Here is a 19783-nt window from a genome sequence, read left to right on the forward strand (position 1 = left end):
AAAGCTGACTTTTGTCAGCTTTTTAGAAATGGCACTTCAAATTCAATAATTGATTCCCCGTTCTCTCCAATTCGCTCCACGCTTATTCTATCAATCACACAATTTAACTTCCCATGAAAACTAGGAATCTCCTTCACTACTTCAGCAGCTAATTCGGCACTTTCTTTTCTTCCGACTGTTACATGCGGGATGTACGGAATGTCTTCTTTCAAAAATTGTAATAAAGGTCCTGTATATAGAATATTATGTAGTTCCTCTATTTGTTCTTTCCCCTTTTCAACTCGTAAAAACAAATATTCTCTTTCACTTGTAATTTGATTCGTAAATTCAATTTCTATATTCTGTATCGGTTTTGATACATTTATAATATGTAATTTCAGCTCATCATTTGAAATCGAACTTTCAAATGGGAATACAATTGTAATATGCGGTGAAATTAATCCAAATAAAGGATCATGTTTTTGCCTAATGTCCTCGATTTCGCTAATGAACATGTTGTTTAGAAAAAGTAAAATTGTACGCATTTTTATCCCCTCAACTTTTCCTCATTATAATATGTATCATATTCTATGACAGCCTGCCCTTCAACAACTTGTTTTGCTTACCTGTAAAAATAAAAAAACTTCTCAAATGAGAAGTTTTCATATAGCATGATTATTATTTTCCCGCCAAACTTTCCTAAACTTTATATAACAGGCAATTCTCCAAGGAAAAATATACGATACTGCAACAACGTAAAATAATAAACCAATCGTTTGTTGATCTAAATCAACGATAAATTGTCTTGAACCATATCTTAAAAAGACAAGTGCAATAAAAGTAATTAAAAAAGCTGCACTTTTTTTCGTATAAATATTCCCATCATCTCTTCGTTCATAATTTGTTAATACTATAAGCGGTACAGCAAAAAGTACACCAATGAATACCGCTATAATTACTTGTAATATAGCTGGATGTACGGGACCTAAAAACCATACAATACCTGGTGTTAAAAATAGTAATGGCCATAAAATACGTTTTCCCGATCCCTTTATTGGCTTATGCATGGAGCGATAACGACGCCAAAATATCAGTAGTGCAATGCATAAAAAGACGGTTATTAGTGAGGACGTGTCTCCCATATATTTTCCTTCTCCCTAAAAGAATAATCTATCACTATTTTAAACTGTTCGTTCAAATGATACTTTACGAATAAATATACTACTAGTTATGATATAAAGAATTGTTAATCCAATTGAAATAACAATAAAATAAGGGATATCTATTAAAGATACATCATTTGTAAATAACAATCCTTTTATCCCTACTTCTCCATACAGCACACTATTTGTTGAAAGGAAAAGCGACCCACCAATCATGAGACCAATCCATTGAAATCTTTGCTTAAAAATTACTACTCCTTGAAAGAAACATGCTATCGTAACATAAAATAAAAATTGTAAAATAAACTGTTGTATTAATTGCTCTCCAAAGTTAACATTTACTAAGTTATATTTTATATCTTGTAAAAACAGTATTTGAAGGAATGAAAACAATGCGGATTGCAACACAATATAGCAAATCGCTCCGATAAAATATTGTATTCTCGTTATACCAAATGAAACTGCTAAACGAAATAAATCATCTTGAACAATGAAAACACTCCCTACTATAAAAATCATAATTGCAATTGAAGGATTATTGATAATTTCGGGTAAATAACCAAGTTTCGCTTCATTTAAATGAGCAGCATATAAAACTCCTTTTATTAATAAAGCTACAATCCAAAATATTAAAATTGCTTTATAATGAAAATTTATATGTAACCTCAATTGTTTCATTAACATCGTCATTCCACTTCACCACCAGTCATGTGAATAAATAGTTTTTGTAATGTAATTCTATCAATTACTAAACCTTCTTTTTCAAGAGAGTAACAATCTTCATTAGAAAGCCCTTCCCATATAACAGCAATACCTTTATTCCCATAAATTTCTTTATTTATAACTTTTTTATTAATCAAGAACTCCTCCACTTTACCTTTTTGCCCTGAAATAATATGACCTTGTTGCAATAAATCTTCCACTGTTGATTGAACAACAAGTGCACCTTCTTTTATGATAATTACTTCTTCAATAACATGGGTTACTTCTTCTACCAGATGTGTTGATAATATAATTGTTCTGGGATACTCCCCGTAATCTTCTAGTAGTAAACTATAAAATAACTCACGATGTGCTGCGTCTAATCCTGTAGTTGGTTCATCAAAAATAGTAATTGTCGCTCTGCTTGCTAACCCTTTAATAATTCCTACAACTGTTTGCATGCCATGAGATAGTTTATGGTATTTCTCTGTTATATTAAGCTGAAATTTACCCGCCAGTTCTTCAGCAAACTTCTGATCCCAATTTTTATAAAACATGTTACATATCTTAAAAATTTCTTTTACGCTATAACTTAAATGAGACTCTTCTTTTACTCTAACGAAACAAATATTTTGCATCGCTTTACTATTTTCAAAAACATCTTCACCAAATATTGATACACTTCCACTACTTGAAGTAATTTGTCCTGCTAGTAAATTTAATAAAGTCGTTTTCCCTGCTCCGTTCCTTCCAAGCAAACCATATATTTTATTCTCTTCCAATGAAATCGTTACTTCATTTACAGCTATTTTCTTTTTATACTTTTTCGTTACATCTTTCGTTTCAAGTGCAATCATCCCTCTTTCCCCTCCTTCGTAATCTTTTGAATCATATCCATCAATTCATCTTTTGATATTTCTAGTACTTTCGCTTCTTCCCACACTTTAGGTAAATATTCAGTCATAAAAGTATTTTGTCTTTTTTTTAGTACAACTTCTTTTGCCCCTTTTGCAACAAACATCCCGATCCCTCTCTTTTTATATAAAATCCCCTCATCCACTAATACATTCACCCCTTTAGCTGCGGTAGCCGGATTTATTTGTAACATCTTCGCAAATTGATTTGTCGATGGAACTTGTTCTTCTTCAAGCAATATGTCTTTTAAAATATCAGATTCAATCGTTTCTGCAATTTGTATGTATATTAATTTATTTTGTTCTAGAGTCGGCTTCACATTTTCACCACCTTAGGTTCATAGGTTCATTACTTATGTAATTAACCATATCACATAGAATTATTTTTTTCCATAAATTTCTTTTACAAAAAAGAGAGTCATTCAATTAAGAATGTCTCTCTTTCTAAAAATTCGAAGTTTCAACTCTTGTTCTCAAATTCTTTTCATTTATACCATTTTGACAAAATTTAAACTGTTGTCCCTCAATACATTTTGTACGATCTACTACTTGCCCTAAATGATAGCTTGTATGCTCAACCAAATGTAATAGACTTTGAAGATCAATATGCCTTTTTTCTTCCCAGACCTGTATATATGCTTTGCCCCACTCATCAAATATTTCTTCAACAGTTTTTAACAAAGCTTCAGAGCTTATTTGTTTCACTGGAAAATATTCTTCAATTCCATTTTCAAAAACTATATTTGGATCCTTATAACGCCTTGTATTTCTCTGTAAATGTTCACAAATATGTAGTACGATTCCACCAATTGAATTAACAGAGGTCTCTTGTTTCCACAAATCTTCTTCACTAACGAGCCTAATTGCCTGTACTAACTTAGGTAAATAATGATCCTGCATTCTATGATAAGAAATTTTGTATACTAACTCCATCTTCTCCCCTCCATTATTTCAACTGGTTCACTTGATATTTAGCGAATAAAGATTTCCGAAAATCTTTATCTTCCACAAGCATTTTAATTTTTTCTTCATTGCCGTTAAAGAACTTTATAACTTTATTTTTATCCCATATATCTTTTTCTTTTGGAAAATCATCGAATTCCCTATGCAAAATTGATAACATTTCTTCCCTCGTTATCTTAAAGTTTTTATTTTCTATTTGAAACTCATAAGCTTTTGCGTTTGGTACTAAAATTACTAGATAGGTAGCATTAAAGAGAAAATTCTTCTTCATCGTATCTTTCTCATCAAACCAATACGTCTCAATCATTTCTTCTGTAAGAGCTCCACTCTCTTTTGCACCATATTTCACTTTTATATTTTCATTTTCTAAACTTATACTTTGAACTGTTCCACCACCAGGTAAATGATTAATAATTGCAACCACATCTGAATTATTACCAACGTATGTCCCAGTATATTTCTTAAAATCATCTGACCTAACATCATATATATCTTTTATTCTTTCCCCGTTAGAACAAGCCGTAATGAATAAAAAAATTGTTAGCATAACGATTATGTTATGATGCATATATTTCATTTAGCATCCCCCATTTTTATCGATATTTCGTTAATTACAATATTTACTTTCAAATCCCTTTTTAAATATACGCATTTTAATCAAAATTAAAAATTTTCATTTTTTATGTTTACAATTATCCATTAATTGTATATACTTACTAACGTAAGAAAAAAATTCTAAAAGGAGGTCGAAGGAAATGATGAAATTACAATTACATGCATTAACTTTAGCGTTAACTGCACCTGTGTTTTCTGGACAATTAAATATGAATTCGACCACCCTAATGGAGAATTGAAAATCGTAATTTATTTCATTTAATTCATAAATTCGCCACAGGAGGTCGTATACTTTCCTGTGGCTTTTTCACGCCCAGCCATAGGAGAACTGTATCTTCCTGTGGTTTTTTTGCGCGATTTTTTAGTCTCTTACATTATTTTTCTAAGAAAGGAGCAACATTCAATGACTATTAGCGTATTGTTTTTAAGTATTACGATTCAAAGAAATACAATTTCCAAAGATGAAATTCTTCATAATGAGCAAATTGAAAAAGCTATGAATGATGTTAAGGAGCGCCAAGCACTTTACTGTGATCACCTGTAATTCCTTTTTGAAAGGAGGAATTCATTTATGACTTTTCATATTTTCTTTTTTACGACTATGCTTCAAAAACATACTTTATCTGAAACTGAAATCAATCGTAAACAACAGTTAAAACAACTGACTGATAAAATAACTGACATTAAAAGTTCATACTACACTCAAATGTATTAAAAATATATTTTAAAGGGGTCATATATTCATGAAATTTAAAGCATTCTTTTTAACCATCACCATTCAAAAACGTAAGCTTTCACAGAAAGAGATTTTACGTGAACAACACATCCAAAGCATTATGGACGAAGTAAAAGAGCGCCAATCTTCTTATTACACTCGTCTTTTCTAAATCACTTATAAAGGGGTAATTATTTTATGAAATTTAAAGTATTCTTTTTAACCATTACCATTCAAAAAAATAAATTTTCCGAGTCTGAAATGCTTCATGAGCGACAAATTAATCAGGCTATGGATTCTGTAAAAGAAAGACAAAGTCATTACTGTAGTCACCTATAATTTCTTATTACACTCGTTTTTTCTAAATCATTTATAAAGGGGCAATTATTTTATGAAATTTAAAGTATTCTTTTTAACCATTACCATTCAAAAAAATAAATTTTCTGAGTCTGAAATGCTTCATGAACGACAAATTAATCAGGCTATGAATTCTGTAAAAGAAAGACAAAGTCATTACTGTAGTCATCTGTAATTCCAATTCGAAAGGAGGAATTCACATATGAAGTTTCACCTTTTCTTTTTAACGATTACGATTCAAAAAGAAACAATATCTCAAAATGAATTAAAACAAGAAAGACAATATAAACAAGTTATTGATGAAATTCGAGATCGTAGAAGCAAGTACTACACTCACCTTTAATCGTTTAACTATATAGAATTGAAAGGAGTCGATTATGATGTTGATAGCACGCTGTAAGGAAATGATTTGGATAGTTCAGAGGGATTCCACATAGTTTTATAGAGCTTATATCACACAAGTTTATCACTGAATTTGATGTATAAAAAATATATAATAAAATCAACCCACTTTTAATTATTTATTTATAAACAAAAGATACACCACTTAAAAAGCGGTGTATCTTCCTCAGTTTTTACTATTTTCGGTTACTTCTCTTCGTCTTAAACAATCTCACTAAGTTCGAAACAACTGTTTTTGTTACTGCATAAACTGGTACTGCTAAAATCATTCCGATAATTCCCGCAAAGTTACCTACCCCTAAAATTAAAATAATAATTGTTAGTGGATGAATATTTAATTTCGAGCTCATAATACGTGGTGAAATAATATTACTTTCAAACTGTTGTACAATTGTTACGATAATAATTACGTATAAGGCTTGCATCGGAGATACGAACAGTCCTACAATAACAGCTGGTGCTGCCCCGATAAATGGACCTAAGTTAGGAATGATGTTTGTAAATGCTGCGATAATTCCTAAAACGAAAGCGTACGGTAAATCAATAATTAAATAACCGATAAAAGTAAACGCACCTACAAATATACAAACGAGCGCTTGCCCTTGAATATATGCAGATAATGTTTCGTTCGTTTCCTTAATGATACGAAGCCCCTCTTCACGGTAAGATTCTGGTAATAAACTTACCGCTTTTCCTGGAAAGGCATGTCCATCTTTAAACATGTAAAATAAAATGAACGGTACAGTAAATACAACTAATGCAACGTTCGTGATAATACCAAATAAAGCCGTTGCACTCGACGTAATTGTATTTGGTATATCTTTTAAGTATTCAATCGCATTTTTTTCAATTGTTTCAATGGAAACGTAGTTTTGTGTAGATAACCATTCAAACAACCTATGATGTGATAATTCTTGTATGTATACTTTTCCCTCTTTTATGTAGCCTGGCATATTTTTTACTAAGTCCATTAGCTGTTGTGAAATCGTAGGAACAACTACTCCAACGCCAACCGCAGTTAATGTTATGATAAAAAGATATAACAGCAATATCGCTAAATTTCTAGGTACTTTTTTATTCTCCAAAAAGATTAATACAGGATTAAATATGAAGTATAAAAAAAGCGCGATTAAGATTGGGAAAAATAATGTTGATATGAAGATACCAATCGGTTGAAATAAAAATGATATTTTTGTGCAAATAAATATGATTCCTACAACCATTAGCACTTCTAATGTCCAAAAGTGCACTTTTGATTTCAAAAAAATGGCCTCCTTTAAACTAGCACTTCTCTTCATTGTACCAAAATAAGTATGAATTTCACATAATATTTTCCTTTACAATATTCCAAAATACCAATAAATACACTACAATGAGATTACATACAAATTTGCAGGTAAAGGTGATAAAAATGACACAATGCATCATTTGCAGAAAAGATACGAAAGAACTTAGTGAACAATATGTCATTCCAGAAATATTATGTGGATATTATTTCACAAACTCAATTTGTGATACTTGTCATGAACAAATGACAACAAATATTGATCGTCCTTTAATTAGGCATAAATTGAGTCAATTTAAGATTGAACAAATGAAAAGACAAATTGATTCCCCACTCTATACGAATGAGCACGGTGAGGAACTTGCGGCTGCTGAGACTGATGTTGTCGAAGTAAGCGACGAAATTCTTTATTCTAATGCATTAATTATGAAACTATGTAAAAAGCACGATATTTCCTTACATAATGAAATTTGGAAAGAGGAACGTGTAACGAAAGTAGCGAGTTCTATTCAACGTGAATTACTATTAGATAACCGTAAATATAAAATGAGTATATTAAAAATGGCTTATACATTCGCTGTACAAGCAGTTGATGGCTACTTTGAAGATCAAGATGCAATTGATATTTCTACCATTCTCTCAAATGCAGATTTCGTGGAACTAAAAGAAAAAAGCATTGTACGTGATTTAAGCAAAAGTTCTTTATGGAATACGCTAAATACAAGTAGTGAAAATCATTACTTTATTTTACTTAGCGATAAAGACGGTCTGTTTTGCTTCATTCGCTTGTTTGACATCTTTGATGTTGTCGTTCATTTATCAGAAAAAAGATTTGACCTTCCATCACCCATTGTCGGTGTAAATAATGTGAATACACAGAAATTTTATGTCCAAAGTTTAAAACAGTATATGGATGGGCTGTTCAAAGAAAAAGCACCTACTATATAATAGATACCAGAACATACGGTCTCCTTTCTTGATGAAAAGACACTGTGTTATAATGAGTATGAAAAGAACAATACAATCACATAAACCAATTATAAATTGTATATAAATAAAAAAGACTAGTGTGCGGCTACACACTAGTCCACGTAACTTAGCAGATTGGATTGTTCATTTATCCTATTTGTTTCTTACAAACAAAACAACCCACATTCTATAGGCATAGGTGGGTTGTTATTTTTTGAGCTTGTCTATTAAAACGACGACGAACGTTAACAATGCAACGAGAAACAGTCCACCCTGCAGTAGCAACGCTATTTCACTCACGTATTATCACCCCCCTCCTACTCGGAGAAGTGATAATTGAACAACCAACCGCACCTTAAGTTACCCTTTGATTTTACCATATTTTCTAATAATTTACGATGAAAACCCGCAAGCGAATAACTTGCGGATTTTTTATACCCTATTAACAGGCAGTAAACAAAATGAAGCAATAAATAAGTGAAACTTTATTTCTCACTATTTTTTTAATGCATATGCATCAGCAATCATTTCACCAACAATTTTATTTTCTTCTTTCTTCTTGTCTTTCAATAATGGGAATAACAATTCTGCCACTTCATACGCTTCTTCTAAATGCGGATATCCTGATAAAACAAACGTATCAATTCCTAACGATTCATATTCTTTTATCCTTTCTGCTACTGTATGCGGATCGCCTACAAGTGCAGTACCTGCCCCACCTCTTACAAGTCCGATACCAGCCCATAAATTAGGGCTTATCTCTAACGACTCTCTCGTACCTTTATTTAAATGTGTCATCCGTTTTTGACCAACCGAATCATATCTTGCAAATGTCTTTTGAGCAAGCTCAATTGTTTCATTATCCACATATTGAATTAAACGTTCGGCCTCTTCCCATGCTTCTTCTTCTGTCTCTCTTACAATTACGTGTAATCTAATGCCAAATCGGACTGTACGCCCCTTCTCTTCTGCAAGTTTTCTTACTTCTTCTACTTTTTCTTTTACTTGCTCTGGCGGCTCTCCCCACGTTAAATATACATTACTATGTTCAGCTGCTACTTCTTTTCCAGCAGCTGATGATCCTCCGAAATATATAGGAGGATATGGCGTTTGAACTGGTGGGAATACAACTTTACTATCTGTAACTTGAATATGTTTTCCTTCTAAAGAGATCGTTTCACCTTGCAATGTCGATTTCCAAACTTTTAAAAATTCATCCGCTGCTTCATACCTTTCATCATGATTAAGATATAATCCATCTCCTTGTAGTTCAACTGGATCTCCTCCAGCTACTACATTAATAAGCAGTCTCCCATCTGAAATTCTATCAAATGTAGATGCCATCCTCGCTGCAACTGTAGGGGACATTAGTCCTGGTCTCACTGCTACTAAAAATTTTAATTTTTCTGTTTCAGCAGCAAGAGCTGAAGCTAACACCCAAGGGTCTTCACATCCTTGACCAGTTGGAAGTAAAACACCCGTATATCCTAAATAATCAGCTGCCGCAGCAACTTGCTTATAATAACCATATTCAGCTGCTCTTCCTCGTTTTGTCGTTCCTAAATATCGACCATCTCCATAAGCCGGAATAAACCATAATAATTCCATGCCTTTACACACCCCTTATTTATTTTGAATCGTATACTAACACATTCTATATAAATTACCCCTAATAATTTATATGTTAATTCCCAGTCTCACCTTTAAAATTATCTCGCCATCTTAAAAACTTCGCTTCTAGTAAACGTACTAGAGAGTCAGAAAACTTCCCAACAAATGCAAAGATAATTATGCCGACAAATACGATATCTGTATTTGAAAATTGCCTTGCATCCATAATCATATAACCAATACCTTCTGTAGATCCCATAAGTTCTGCTACTACTAAACTCACCCATGCAACACCTAACGATAACCTTGCTCCTAGTAAAAGGTTAGGCAATGCAGATGGTAAAATGAGTTTCGTAATTAGTTTTCTTTTGCTAAACTCTAACACTCTCGCAACATCAAATAACTTAGAATCCACACCTCTAATACCTAAAAATGCGTTTACGTATAAAGGAAAAAATGCACCATCTGCAATTAATAACACTTTCGATGTTTCACCAAAACCGAACCATAATACGAAAAGTGGCGCAACAGCTAGATGAGGTACAGTTCTTAACATTTGCACAGATGGATCTAAATATTGCTCACTTCTCATTGAAAATCCAACAATCGTTCCTAAAATGATTCCTAAGCCCCCACCAATAAAGAAACCAGCCGCAGCCCTGAATACACTAATACTTAAATGGCCGAATAACTCTCCTGTTTTAATAAGCTCTTGGAAAGCTAGAAAAATATCTAATGGTGTTGGTAAAACTGTTTTAGAAACAAGGCCGAATACGCCAGCTAACTGCCAAATTATTAATATAATAACCGGTATAGTAATCGCCCTTACTAAAACTTTTACATTTAACTTTCGCACATTCTTAACTCTGTTTTTCTCAATCGTTATACTCGCTGGTTTAATAACAGCTTTCGTATTTTCCACTTTACAAAACCTCTTTTCACTTCGCTTTCAATGCTTTTTCTACGAAAGAATTATCTACAACTTTTTCCGCCCTAATTTCTTTCTTTATAGAACCGAGCTTATATTGAAAATCCGCTGTCTTTTGTTGTTCTGCTATTATTTCCTTCGTTACCGGAACTAAAATTGGTTTGTCGTGATTAAACACTTCTTTTACGATCTCCGCATCTATCTTTTTTACAGAAGTATATACTTTTATTGCTTCATCCAAGTTAGCATCTTGCCATACACGTGCTTTCTCATAAACTTTGAGGAATTTCTCAACTAATTCTGGATGTTCTTTCGCAAATTTTGTTCTCGTAATTAAAAATTCTGGTGAAGAGACATTTAATGTTTCACCGTCTGCAATCACCTTCGCACCTTTATTTAACGTATGTAATGATATGAAAGGGTCCCAAATCGCCCATGCATCTACTGATCCTGATTCGAATGCAGGCTGCGCTTCATCTGGTTGTAATTGAATGACATTTACCTCTTTTGCATCAATCCCTTCTTTATCAAGTGCTCGATACAATAAATTAAAGGCACTACTTCCTTTTGCTACCGCAATTTTTTTACCTTTTAACTCTTTTACACTCGCAATCTTGCTATCTTTTTGAACGAGAATTCCAGTTCCTTTTCTCGCATAACTTGTATTGGCGATTTCGGTAAATCCAATACCTGCTGCTTGCGCTGAAATGACTGGAGAATTCCCTACTTCACCAAAGTCTAATCGGTTTGATGCGATTGCTTCAAAATAAGGAGGTCCACTTTGGAACTCTGTCCATTTCACTTTAACTCCTTCTTTTTTAAACTCCTCTTCAAACCACCCCTTTTTCTTTGCTAGTAATAGCGGGCTTAACCCTTGCTGTATACCAATTTGTATTGTTACATCTTCTTTCTTACTACTTGCTGTACTTTTTTCACATCCTAATAAACATACTGATATAGCTAAAGCAAAAGAAAGAACTTTAAATTTTTTATACATATAAAATCACCCTTTTCCTATATACTTGTTTGAATCAACCCTCCATATTCAAACTGCTGTAATACTTTCGTTCGAAGTTGTTGGAACGATTGAGAAGTTTTATTTCGTGGATAAGGCAAATTATTTTCAATCACTTTATGTATTTTCCCTGGTTTTGCACTCATAATGATGATTCGGTTTGAAAGATATATCGCTTCGTCTATATCATGTGTAACGAATATCATTGTTGTTTTCTTCTGCTCCCAAATATTTAGCAATACTTCTTGTAAATGACTTCGAGTAAAAGCATCCAGCGCTCCAAAAGGTTCATCAAGTAATAATACATTTGGATCTCTTAATAACGCTCTCGCTATCGCAACACGTTGTGACATCCCGCCTGAAATTTCTTTCGGATACGATTTTTCAAAGCCATCTAACCGAACGATTTCAACCCATTCTCTCACCTTATCTTTCACATACTTATCTTTTAACGACAAATCTGCCGCTATATTTTCTTCAACTGTTAACCATGGAAAAAGCCTATGTTCTTGAAAAATAAAACCTTGTTTCTTGCTCGTTTTTAAGATAGGCTCCCCGTCAATAACAACTTCACCTTCAAAATCATTATCTAGACCTGCAACAATTTTTAGTAATGTACTTTTTCCGCACCCACTCGGACCAATTACTGTAACAAAATCCCCTTCCTCTAATTGAAAATTAATATTCTCTAGCACTTGAACCGTACCAGTTTGTTTCAAAAAATATTTTGATACCCCATCAATTGAAACAGTCATTTCTTCCCCTCCTTAAAATGATTCATATAAATGAACAGATTCAGTATTTGTGCAATAAAAAAACCAAAGGCATTTTATCTGTTGATAAAATGCCTTTGGTTTCTCCAATCAGCAATACGTTATGGAATTAAGTACATATTATACAAATATTTCCGATAAGTCAACTAGGTTTTATTAAAACATACATATGATTTGTTTGAACATTTTACTTTTGTTTATTTAAACGACGTTTACTTACTATTTTTTCTGATCTTTAATCCACTGTAACCAATAAGAAAACTCACACGCTAAATGCATTTGATGGGATTTAATTAGACTATTAGGACAAAGGGCTGGGAACTCAACAACTAGACTTACTTCTATCCCTGTATCAGTATCTTTAAATTGATGTCGAACTCCACCAATAGTAGTACCATCTTTCATACGTGCAACACCTGTTGATTGGTATTGATAAGATTTATCTCTCGGTGTTTTCAATCCGGTTTCGTCACCAAAAACAATGAAAAATTGAACTGGAAACGGAGAATTACCAGTAGTTTCGATAACCTCTAATTCATTTTCCCCAAAGGGTCTTAGTACATAGTGATCAGGACAAGCAGATAAATTCACTTTGTTATTTTCACGTGATTGTTCAAGCATCAAACTATCAATTCCATGTATAGCTACTTCTGCTGTAATCCCGTCTAAATAAATACTAGTTTTTGAAAATTTTCGTCTATCGCCAGATAAAAGAGTACAGATATGCATACCTAATGCACTTAATCTAAGTTTTGATTTCAACTTTTCGTACATTTCATTGTATGTATATCGCAACTTTATTTCCGTTAGCTGTTTTATCATGACGTCTGTATCATTTATTTCAAGCTCTTTATGTCCTAATGTATATAATACTTTTTTTATCCGTTCTCTTTTCCATTTTATAAGTTGCTCTTGTGAGATATTATTTCCATCGATAATAATTTTCATAAACTTTCTCCTTCCTTTTGATTGTATCGTAGTGTAGTTAATACTAAATTAACCATTTCATGTTTTGTATCTAGATTCAACTTTACTTCTGAATGAGCAATACTGCTAAGACCGTATAAAATAAATCCAGAAGCTAATAATGAGTTATCAGTATAAAAAATCCCTGTTTTCAATCCCTCTTCAATTACTTGTCTAATTAACGGTTGCATACGTGCGAATAATTTCTGTTCCAGTTGAAAATGTTGTTCCGTCTGAAACGAACTCACATTTTTATAGGGTGCTAACTTTTCAATAAATGTCCAAAATATATCTAGTGAATCTTTCATCTTTTGCATGACAGACCGTTCATTTGAAACAAGTATTTCTTCAATTAACTCCATATTTTTCACAATACAGTCATTTAAAACTTCATCAACAAAATTCTCTTTAGACTTGAAGTAATAATAAAATAAGCCCGTTGCTACACCTGCATGATTCACAACATCTTTTATGCCAAATCCTTTCATACCATTTTTCATATATAGTTCAAAACCAATATCCATTAACTCTTGGCGTCTTACATCTGGTTCTTTTGATATTCTTTTCATACGTCATCTCCTACAATGTTTTCACCACGACTGAATCTGATTCAATCATAAACGACTGAACTTGATTCAGTCAATATTATTTCATAAATTTAAAATCGATTTAATAACTAAGCGACGAAATTTCTACAAAAAAAGAGTAATCTCAAGAGATATGCTACTAACCTTAGATTTATCAAAAAAGTTAGATCATATAACTTGAGACTACTCATTCCCATTCAAAATATTTATGTAATTAAATTTTATTTCCTCTGCACCCTAGCTGTCTCCAAAACTATTGGTGGCAGCTCTTTTTGAATGATTTCTTTTAATCCATAAAGAGCTTTCTTCACATAACCACCTTCGAAATTTCCTAATGGTTCTGGTAATTCATCCTCATCCAATATGAAGTATTCTCCATTTGGAAGTACCATAATATCGATGATTAAATCTTCAAAGGAAACCACTTCATCTTTTATTTGTGTGTTTTTTACGATATTAAAATAGGAACCTAAATACTTTCCTTTTATATCTCTCCATACGTATAAATTGTACGGACGATCTCTCCAGTAATATGCGATTGTATAACTCCCTTTTGGGATTGTTAACTTAGTATCATTTGCAGTCATTGTAAATGAATACTGCACCTCGTGAAATAAAACGATACTTTGTGATTGCTTTTCAAGTAATAAGCAATTGTAATCTACTATTGTTGAGTTATACCGGATTTTTCTTTCTATAATTTCAATTTTCGATGTAAGTAACTTATTCATTATTTTGTTTCCCCTTATGCTAGTTCTATCCTCAATTATATCCATTTATGTAGTGATAAAGAAGTGTATAGTTTTTTATATAATGATTTATACAAGTACATAATAAAAACTCCTTCTTATTTAGAAAGAGTTTTTCACTATCCATGTTTCATATTTTTTCACTTCTAACGGAAACTCATTTGTTTTCATGCAACTAACAGTACTATTACTCATGTTTTAACTTTTCCTTAACCGCATCATAAAATTTTCGTTCTTCATCAACATTTAAGTAAACACGACTTACTGTTTTAGAAAAGCCGTATAACAACTGCGCTTTCACTGGCTCTTTTAATGTTATTTCAAAAGTAGCAGGTTCTTTTATGAACTCCATAACAGTTGCATCCAATACCTGCTTCCCTTCTTTTTCCGTTAGCAATTCACCCTTGTAGAACGCAATATTATCAATTTGTGTAAATGGCATAACAATTTTCTTTCCTAATCCGATTTGAATGATTACTTGTTCTTCTGTTACGACAAGTGGATTTTTGCGCATCGCTTGTATTTCAGCTATAAAATAAATCATCGCGTATACATTTAAAATAAGTAAAATCCATGCTATTACTGGATTCCACTGATGTAGTAAATAATGAAAACCAATGCTTTCAATTGCTGTTGCGTGAATAATCATGATATACACACCTATAGCACCAGTCTTTTTATGATATGAGTATACAGATTTACCTGTTGGTACTTTTTCACGCCACGATAAAAACGCATAATAGATTAACTTACACTCTGTTAGAATGACATCTATTAACTTACCTCTTTTCATAGTAGCGTCAAACGCTGCATCAATTGCATAAGAAAAGGAATAATTTTCTCTTCTATATTCTTTATATTTTTTTATTATTTTAGGAAGCACTCTAACAATTTTATAGAGAAGGAATAATTCTAGACCTACAAATGCAATTTCAGCCGCAACAATAATATAAGAGATGAATGAAAAAGCTTGTAAATAATCACTTGGAATAATAAATCTTGCAAAAATATAACCAGCTATTACAACAGGAACTATATATGTTAACGAGTATCTTTTTCGAATAATGAAGAAATATGTGATGATTGGAATGACAAACAAGCAATCTAATAATGACCCAAGCACAACTTCTTTCGGCGCAACTGGTACAATTGGAAGGGCATACAATAAATAGTTTGATAGCATAATTAAAGAGACGAGTCCAATCCAAATACCTTTTCGCCTTCGTGATAGTGTAACCTTCATACGTTCACTCCTTTATTTAAAAACCTCATTTAAATGGTCTTTATAAAATGAAATGGCACGTTCAAATTCTTTTACTTCCTCTACTTTCACGACAGTTTCAAGTAATAATTTCATCGCTGATTCGTGATCGTTTACGTTATATTTTGCTAATGATAAAAATACTTTCATCGGAGCGTTCTCTGGAAATTTTTTCACCCCAGCTTCTAATACTGTAATTGCCTTTTCATATTCCCCTATACAACGATATGTACTTCCTAAACCAATATAAGCACCGCAAAGCGATTCGCCATCAAGTCCATTTGCGATTGCCTGCTCATAATACGGAACTGCTTCTGTTTCTAGCCCCATTACATCATGTATCCACGCACACTGATACAGTACTTCTGCATCCTTTGTAAAGTTTGTTAATCCTATAAGCATCTCTTTAGACTGCGCATATTTCTTTTCATTTCTAAGTTTAATAGCTTGCTTTAATAAATGTTCCATAGAATCCACTCCTCACCAATTATTCTGTGTATAGCTCTTGATTGGTATACGCTTCACATTCGTGTAAAAGTAAAATTCCCACCAATTAAAGTTTCGCTTACTTATTACTATGCGGATTCATTCTCATCTAAAAACTTAATTTTAAAAAGCAGTGACACGATTACATAATACCTCTAAGCTTTTGACAATTTCTTTCGCTGTTTCATCTTTCCCATTACACAACTTCCCTTTACCATCCTGTCCAATTACATAATGCACAGCCCCGCGCGAATATAAAGAATGTGGTGAATTCGCAATCATTACATTCGCCCTTGCTTCTTTCATTCTATTTTTTGCTCTTTCAAACAGTTCTTCTTCATTTAAATCACTTTCAAGTTTAAAACCAACAAGTACTGTTTCTGGGTCCCATTCTTTTATTTGTTTTAATACCTTTGGAGCCTTTTGAAAGTGAATAATCGGTGCTATATCACTTGAAATTTTTCCGTTCATATTAAGAACATTACCATCTTGATCACAAATTTTCTCTACAATCCAATCTGATCCAGCCGCTGCCATAATGACTGCATCAACCTTTTCATGTGATATGATACTTTTCATTTTATCTTGTAAATCAACGATTCCTTCAAATGGATGTAATTCTAACCCTCTATGTACATCACTCGGTTTCTCCGCAAAATAACCGTGTAAATATATAACATGTGCCCCTTTAGCTAGAAGTTCTTCTGCGATTATCCTTCCGATTGTACCTTTGGCCATATTCGTATGCCCGCGTACTTGATCCCATTTTTCTAGACAACCACCGCTCGTAATTAATACCTTTTTCCCCTTCATTGTAACCATCCCTTACTAATTTTTCTTACGAAACCATTCTGTTCCAAAGTCAACTATATCACGCTGTTTCATTAGACGACACGTTGCATTCCCTATCTTCCCATTTTTTACAGTTCCTTTTCGCTCAAACTCCACACCAATTTCTACAAACTTCTCAGATTCGTAATCCATTTCAACAAACTCTTTCCACACTCTTTCACCGTTTTCTATAATAGGTGCTCCTACTTGTATTAACTCACATGCACCAGAACGCACCTCGGATAAATGAACAGACGTATTGGAATCATATCCAACACCAATTAATAATACGTACCCGTCTAAATCATATATTTTTCTTAATGGAGATTCTTCTCCAAAGCTCATTGATAACGAATGGTTCATTGTTATTCCTACTGCATGTTTTCCCCATGCAGCAAAACTTCCTAACGGATGATTACTACGTACTACATTCGGATATGTACGAAAACATTCAACTATTTCACCCATTCCCCTTGTTGGGGTTATACGTGAATCAAATGCTGGGACGTTATCTCGGATAATTTGCCACCAGTCTTCCGGTACAGGTGGTCTTGACCAATGTTTCGGATCGGACAAATCCGAAGATTGCGTTGGCATTATTATCGTTCCTTCTTCCGTAACAACTTTCATTAATGCTTCTACTACAGCAACGGCACCACCAGATATCCACCCGATAGAACTTAGTGATGAATGAACGATAATTGTCATTCCTTTTTCGACTCCTAATGCTTTTAAATCTTTTGTTATTGTTTCGATTGTATTTGGAAATTGTGTACTTGCTACTATTTCATTCATTTTCATATTGGTTCCCCCACTAGCCACGTAAATTTAAACTTTTATATAAATATATTATCATATTTTTCTTAATTTTTAACTTAATCATATTCATTACTACAAAAATATGTATATTATTATACTGAAGCCTCAAAACTCTATTAAAATCGTAGATAATGATGAGCGAGAGTTTTTTTAAAATGAAGAAAAATGTAAATCCTATTTTTTCAAACTATACTCCATATGCATATTTTATACTATTTTTCCATGTAACAATGAAGTCTTTCTATCCCTGGATATTTTTCTCCTAAACTTTTAACTTGAAAACCAATTCTTTTATAAAATTCTACCGCCCCATCGTCTGTCTCCGCTTCTATATAAGTCAATTGATATATCCTTACCACTTCTTTAATCATTTGCAGTGCAATTCCTTTTTGACGATAATCTGGAGCCACTGCTATATGACATATGCGTGCTTTAGTTTCTCCGATTATTTCAATACCTAGACAAGCTTTTTCTTCATATTTGTACAAAGTCCCTTTATTACTTTGATAAAATATTACTGCCTTCTTTAAGCTTATTTCATTTGGACCGACGGCATATTGTAGCACATTTAATATTGAATCTTTCTCAATTTGTTTAACACACTGTAAATTCATACTTTCATCCCTTTCTATGAAAAAAGACTAGCTCTTAATAAAAAGAGCTAATCTCATTACGCTGTTATTTTTTCTTCTTTTTTTACAACGACAGCCACATAACTATGAAGTATCATTCCAATAATAACGAGACTCATACCAATCCAAGATAATGATGATGGGATTGGTGCAGATAACCAGATCAACTCTCCTACTAGCGCAAATAAAACTTCACCAGACTGCGTCGCTTCCACTGTTGCTAATTTTTGCGGATCATCTTTCACAAGATCTGTTGCAAAGAAAAATAATACTGTCGCGATTAACCCAGAGCTAACTGCTACAATAAAACATTGAAAAACTTGGCTACTTGACGGTAATCCGCCTGTTGATACTTCGTAACCAGATAATAAAAACCAAAATGGTAAACTTGCTAATGTCATACCGAGTACTCGCTGAAATACATCTAATTCCCCTTTACAAACTTGCATCATTTTTCTATTTCCAAGAGGATACGCAAATGCTGCAATAAGTACAGGAACTACACATAAAACGGTTTCACGAATACCTAATGAAGAAGCATGTTCTACTTGCATGAGAACGACACCGAATAAAATAATGCCCGACATTACTAATTCCTTCATCGGAAGTTTTTTATGTAGTGGATCCACCGCAAAAAATGGTGTTAACAAAATCCCTGCAACGATTGTAATTTGCCATGTTGATGCAACGAGCCAACCTGGTCCGAACGCTCCAGCAAAACTAAGCGGTGCATAAAAGAGACCAAATCCAACGATACTCCACACTAACCATTCTTTCGGATTGTTTTTCATATATTGAAAGAGTTGCTTTAAGTTCCCTCTATACATAACAATAAGTAATAGCATTGGAACCATAAAATAATACCGTAATGATGCACTCCAAATCCAGCTTCCACCTTCTAAGTCCATTGCCCTGTTCAAAACAAAAGTAAAGGCAAAGAAAAATGATGCCAGTATTCCTATAACAATTGCTTTCATTGTAAAACCCCTTGTATTTAATTTTTTATCTCTATGACCTATATTTTAGTATACGCGATGAAAAATCTACATTCAAACTTACAT

At 32.9% G+C, this 19783-nt stretch carries 29 protein-coding genes; 7 read left to right on the forward strand and 22 right to left on the reverse strand.

What is annotated here, in order from left to right; translation table 11 throughout:
• Positions 1–14: 14 nt before the first annotated feature.
• From GD442_RS13600 to GD442_RS13630, 7 genes are all read right to left on the reverse strand, one after another.
• The gene (locus GD442_RS13600) at positions 15–524 is read right to left on the reverse strand and encodes a 2'-5' RNA ligase family protein (protein ID WP_001259199.1); all 510 of its coding nucleotides are present in this window, start codon (positions 522–524) and stop codon (positions 15–17) included.
• A 117-nt stretch (positions 525–641) separates the two neighbouring features.
• On the reverse strand, positions 642–1121 hold the full coding sequence (locus GD442_RS13605; RefSeq protein WP_000502963.1) for a CcdC family protein: 480 nt from the start codon (positions 1119–1121) through the stop codon (positions 642–644).
• Positions 1122–1160: 39 nt separating this feature from the next.
• On the reverse strand, positions 1161–1832 hold the full coding sequence (locus GD442_RS13610; RefSeq protein WP_000178202.1) for a DUF4052 domain-containing protein: 672 nt from the start codon (positions 1830–1832) through the stop codon (positions 1161–1163).
• Positions 1829–2701 carry an ABC transporter ATP-binding protein gene (locus GD442_RS13615; protein ID WP_000560923.1) on the reverse strand — a complete coding sequence of 291 codons (873 nt, stop codon included), beginning with the start codon at positions 2699–2701 and terminating at the stop codon, positions 1829–1831. The genes GD442_RS13610 and GD442_RS13615 overlap by 4 nt, the downstream gene beginning before the upstream one ends.
• Positions 2698–3078: a GntR family transcriptional regulator gene (locus GD442_RS13620; RefSeq protein WP_000805185.1), complete on the reverse strand. Its 381-nt coding sequence runs from the start codon at positions 3076–3078 to the stop codon at positions 2698–2700. The genes GD442_RS13615 and GD442_RS13620 overlap by 4 nt, the downstream gene beginning before the upstream one ends.
• 124 nt (positions 3079–3202) lie before the next feature.
• Positions 3203–3691 carry a DinB family protein gene (locus GD442_RS13625; RefSeq protein WP_000424642.1) on the reverse strand — a complete coding sequence of 163 codons (489 nt, stop codon included), beginning with the start codon at positions 3689–3691 and terminating at the stop codon, positions 3203–3205.
• A 13-nt stretch (positions 3692–3704) separates the two neighbouring features.
• Positions 3705–4298 carry a DUF4825 domain-containing protein gene (locus tag GD442_RS13630; protein ID WP_000876529.1) on the reverse strand — a complete coding sequence of 198 codons (594 nt, stop codon included), beginning with the start codon at positions 4296–4298 and terminating at the stop codon, positions 3705–3707.
• A gap of 441 nt (positions 4299–4739) precedes the next feature.
• On the opposite strand from GD442_RS13630, the gene GD442_RS13635 reads away from it, so the two are divergent.
• Genes GD442_RS13635 through GD442_RS13660 form a run of 6 tightly spaced genes read left to right on the forward strand, consistent with a single transcriptional unit; the run spans position 4740 to position 5751 of the window.
• Positions 4740–4880, forward strand: a complete 141-nt coding sequence (locus GD442_RS13635; RefSeq protein ID WP_000156193.1) for a YrzI family small protein — start codon at positions 4740–4742, stop codon at positions 4878–4880.
• A gap of 27 nt (positions 4881–4907) precedes the next feature.
• Positions 4908–5051: a YrzI family small protein gene (locus GD442_RS13640; RefSeq protein ID WP_000142710.1), complete on the forward strand. Its 144-nt coding sequence runs from the start codon at positions 4908–4910 to the stop codon at positions 5049–5051.
• A 28-nt stretch (positions 5052–5079) separates the two neighbouring features.
• On the forward strand, positions 5080–5223 hold the full coding sequence (locus tag GD442_RS13645) for a YrzI family small protein (RefSeq protein WP_000668965.1): 144 nt from the start codon (positions 5080–5082) through the stop codon (positions 5221–5223).
• A gap of 26 nt (positions 5224–5249) precedes the next feature.
• Positions 5250–5390 carry a YrzI family small protein gene (locus GD442_RS13650; RefSeq protein ID WP_000669805.1) on the forward strand — a complete coding sequence of 47 codons (141 nt, stop codon included), beginning with the start codon at positions 5250–5252 and terminating at the stop codon, positions 5388–5390.
• 52 nt (positions 5391–5442) lie between these two features.
• Positions 5443–5583 carry a YrzI family small protein gene (locus GD442_RS13655; RefSeq protein ID WP_000669806.1) on the forward strand — a complete coding sequence of 47 codons (141 nt, stop codon included), beginning with the start codon at positions 5443–5445 and terminating at the stop codon, positions 5581–5583.
• A 27-nt stretch (positions 5584–5610) separates the two neighbouring features.
• The gene (locus tag GD442_RS13660) at positions 5611–5751 is read left to right on the forward strand and encodes a YrzI family small protein (protein ID WP_000668497.1); all 141 of its coding nucleotides are present in this window, start codon (positions 5611–5613) and stop codon (positions 5749–5751) included.
• 235 nt (positions 5752–5986) lie between these two features.
• Here GD442_RS13660 and GD442_RS13665 read toward each other — a convergent pair whose 3' ends face one another.
• Entirely contained in the window at positions 5987–7072 is a 1086-nt protein-coding gene (locus GD442_RS13665; RefSeq protein WP_000837892.1) for an AI-2E family transporter, read from the reverse strand.
• Positions 7073–7221: 149 nt separating this feature from the next.
• On the opposite strand from GD442_RS13665, the gene GD442_RS13670 reads away from it, so the two are divergent.
• The gene (locus GD442_RS13670; RefSeq protein WP_000189709.1) at positions 7222–8043 is read left to right on the forward strand and encodes an HNH endonuclease; all 822 of its coding nucleotides are present in this window, start codon (positions 7222–7224) and stop codon (positions 8041–8043) included.
• Positions 8044–8271: 228 nt separating this feature from the next.
• Here GD442_RS13670 and GD442_RS28110 read toward each other — a convergent pair whose 3' ends face one another.
• The 14 genes from GD442_RS28110 to GD442_RS13735 all read right to left on the reverse strand — a co-directional run bounded on the left by GD442_RS28110 (position 8272) and on the right by GD442_RS13735 (position 19699).
• Positions 8272–8364 (reverse strand): putative holin-like toxin, encoded by a 93-nt coding sequence (locus GD442_RS28110; RefSeq protein ID WP_001289320.1) that lies wholly within the window; start codon positions 8362–8364, stop codon positions 8272–8274.
• Between the two features lie 195 nt (positions 8365–8559).
• The gene (gene ssuD, locus GD442_RS13675) at positions 8560–9672 is read right to left on the reverse strand and encodes an FMNH2-dependent alkanesulfonate monooxygenase (protein WP_000422256.1); all 1113 of its coding nucleotides are present in this window, start codon (positions 9670–9672) and stop codon (positions 8560–8562) included.
• A 76-nt stretch (positions 9673–9748) separates the two neighbouring features.
• Positions 9749–10597, reverse strand: a complete 849-nt coding sequence (locus GD442_RS13680; protein ID WP_159365107.1) for an ABC transporter permease — start codon at positions 10595–10597, stop codon at positions 9749–9751.
• Positions 10598–10613: 16 nt separating this feature from the next.
• A complete protein-coding gene (locus GD442_RS13685) occupies positions 10614–11600 on the reverse strand; it encodes an aliphatic sulfonate ABC transporter substrate-binding protein (RefSeq protein ID WP_000276927.1) in 987 nt (328 codons plus the stop codon).
• Between the two features lie 17 nt (positions 11601–11617).
• On the reverse strand, positions 11618–12373 hold the full coding sequence (locus tag GD442_RS13690; protein ID WP_000218576.1) for an ABC transporter ATP-binding protein: 756 nt from the start codon (positions 12371–12373) through the stop codon (positions 11618–11620).
• 237 nt (positions 12374–12610) lie between these two features.
• Positions 12611–13339, reverse strand: a complete 729-nt coding sequence (locus GD442_RS13695) for a hypothetical protein (protein ID WP_000691334.1) — start codon at positions 13337–13339, stop codon at positions 12611–12613.
• Positions 13336–13926: a TetR/AcrR family transcriptional regulator gene (locus tag GD442_RS13700; RefSeq protein ID WP_000822619.1), complete on the reverse strand. Its 591-nt coding sequence runs from the start codon at positions 13924–13926 to the stop codon at positions 13336–13338. Before GD442_RS13700 ends, GD442_RS13695 begins: the two co-directional genes overlap by 4 nt.
• 239 nt (positions 13927–14165) lie before the next feature.
• Positions 14166–14675, reverse strand: a complete 510-nt coding sequence (locus tag GD442_RS13705) for a ribonuclease FAU-1 family protein (RefSeq protein ID WP_001037886.1) — start codon at positions 14673–14675, stop codon at positions 14166–14168.
• Between the two features lie 205 nt (positions 14676–14880).
• Positions 14881–15936: a hypothetical protein gene (locus GD442_RS13710; RefSeq protein WP_000869229.1), complete on the reverse strand. Its 1056-nt coding sequence runs from the start codon at positions 15934–15936 to the stop codon at positions 14881–14883.
• A 12-nt stretch (positions 15937–15948) separates the two neighbouring features.
• Entirely contained in the window at positions 15949–16422 is a 474-nt protein-coding gene (locus tag GD442_RS13715; protein ID WP_000400636.1) for a tetratricopeptide repeat protein, read from the reverse strand.
• A gap of 141 nt (positions 16423–16563) precedes the next feature.
• Positions 16564–17253, reverse strand: a complete 690-nt coding sequence (locus GD442_RS13720) for a phosphopantothenoylcysteine decarboxylase domain-containing protein (protein WP_000676726.1) — start codon at positions 17251–17253, stop codon at positions 16564–16566.
• Positions 17254–17268: 15 nt separating this feature from the next.
• The gene (locus GD442_RS13725) at positions 17269–18072 is read right to left on the reverse strand and encodes an AAC(3) family N-acetyltransferase (protein WP_000783347.1); all 804 of its coding nucleotides are present in this window, start codon (positions 18070–18072) and stop codon (positions 17269–17271) included.
• A 230-nt stretch (positions 18073–18302) separates the two neighbouring features.
• Positions 18303–18704 carry a GNAT family N-acetyltransferase gene (locus GD442_RS13730; RefSeq protein WP_001053116.1) on the reverse strand — a complete coding sequence of 134 codons (402 nt, stop codon included), beginning with the start codon at positions 18702–18704 and terminating at the stop codon, positions 18303–18305.
• A gap of 56 nt (positions 18705–18760) precedes the next feature.
• Positions 18761–19699 carry a DMT family transporter gene (locus GD442_RS13735; RefSeq protein WP_000644594.1) on the reverse strand — a complete coding sequence of 313 codons (939 nt, stop codon included), beginning with the start codon at positions 19697–19699 and terminating at the stop codon, positions 18761–18763.
• Positions 19700–19783 lie beyond the last annotated feature (84 nt).

This window comes from Bacillus sp. A260 (assembly GCF_009861435.1).
Lineage (GTDB): Bacteria > Bacillota > Bacilli > Bacillales > Bacillaceae_G > Bacillus_A > Bacillus_A cereus.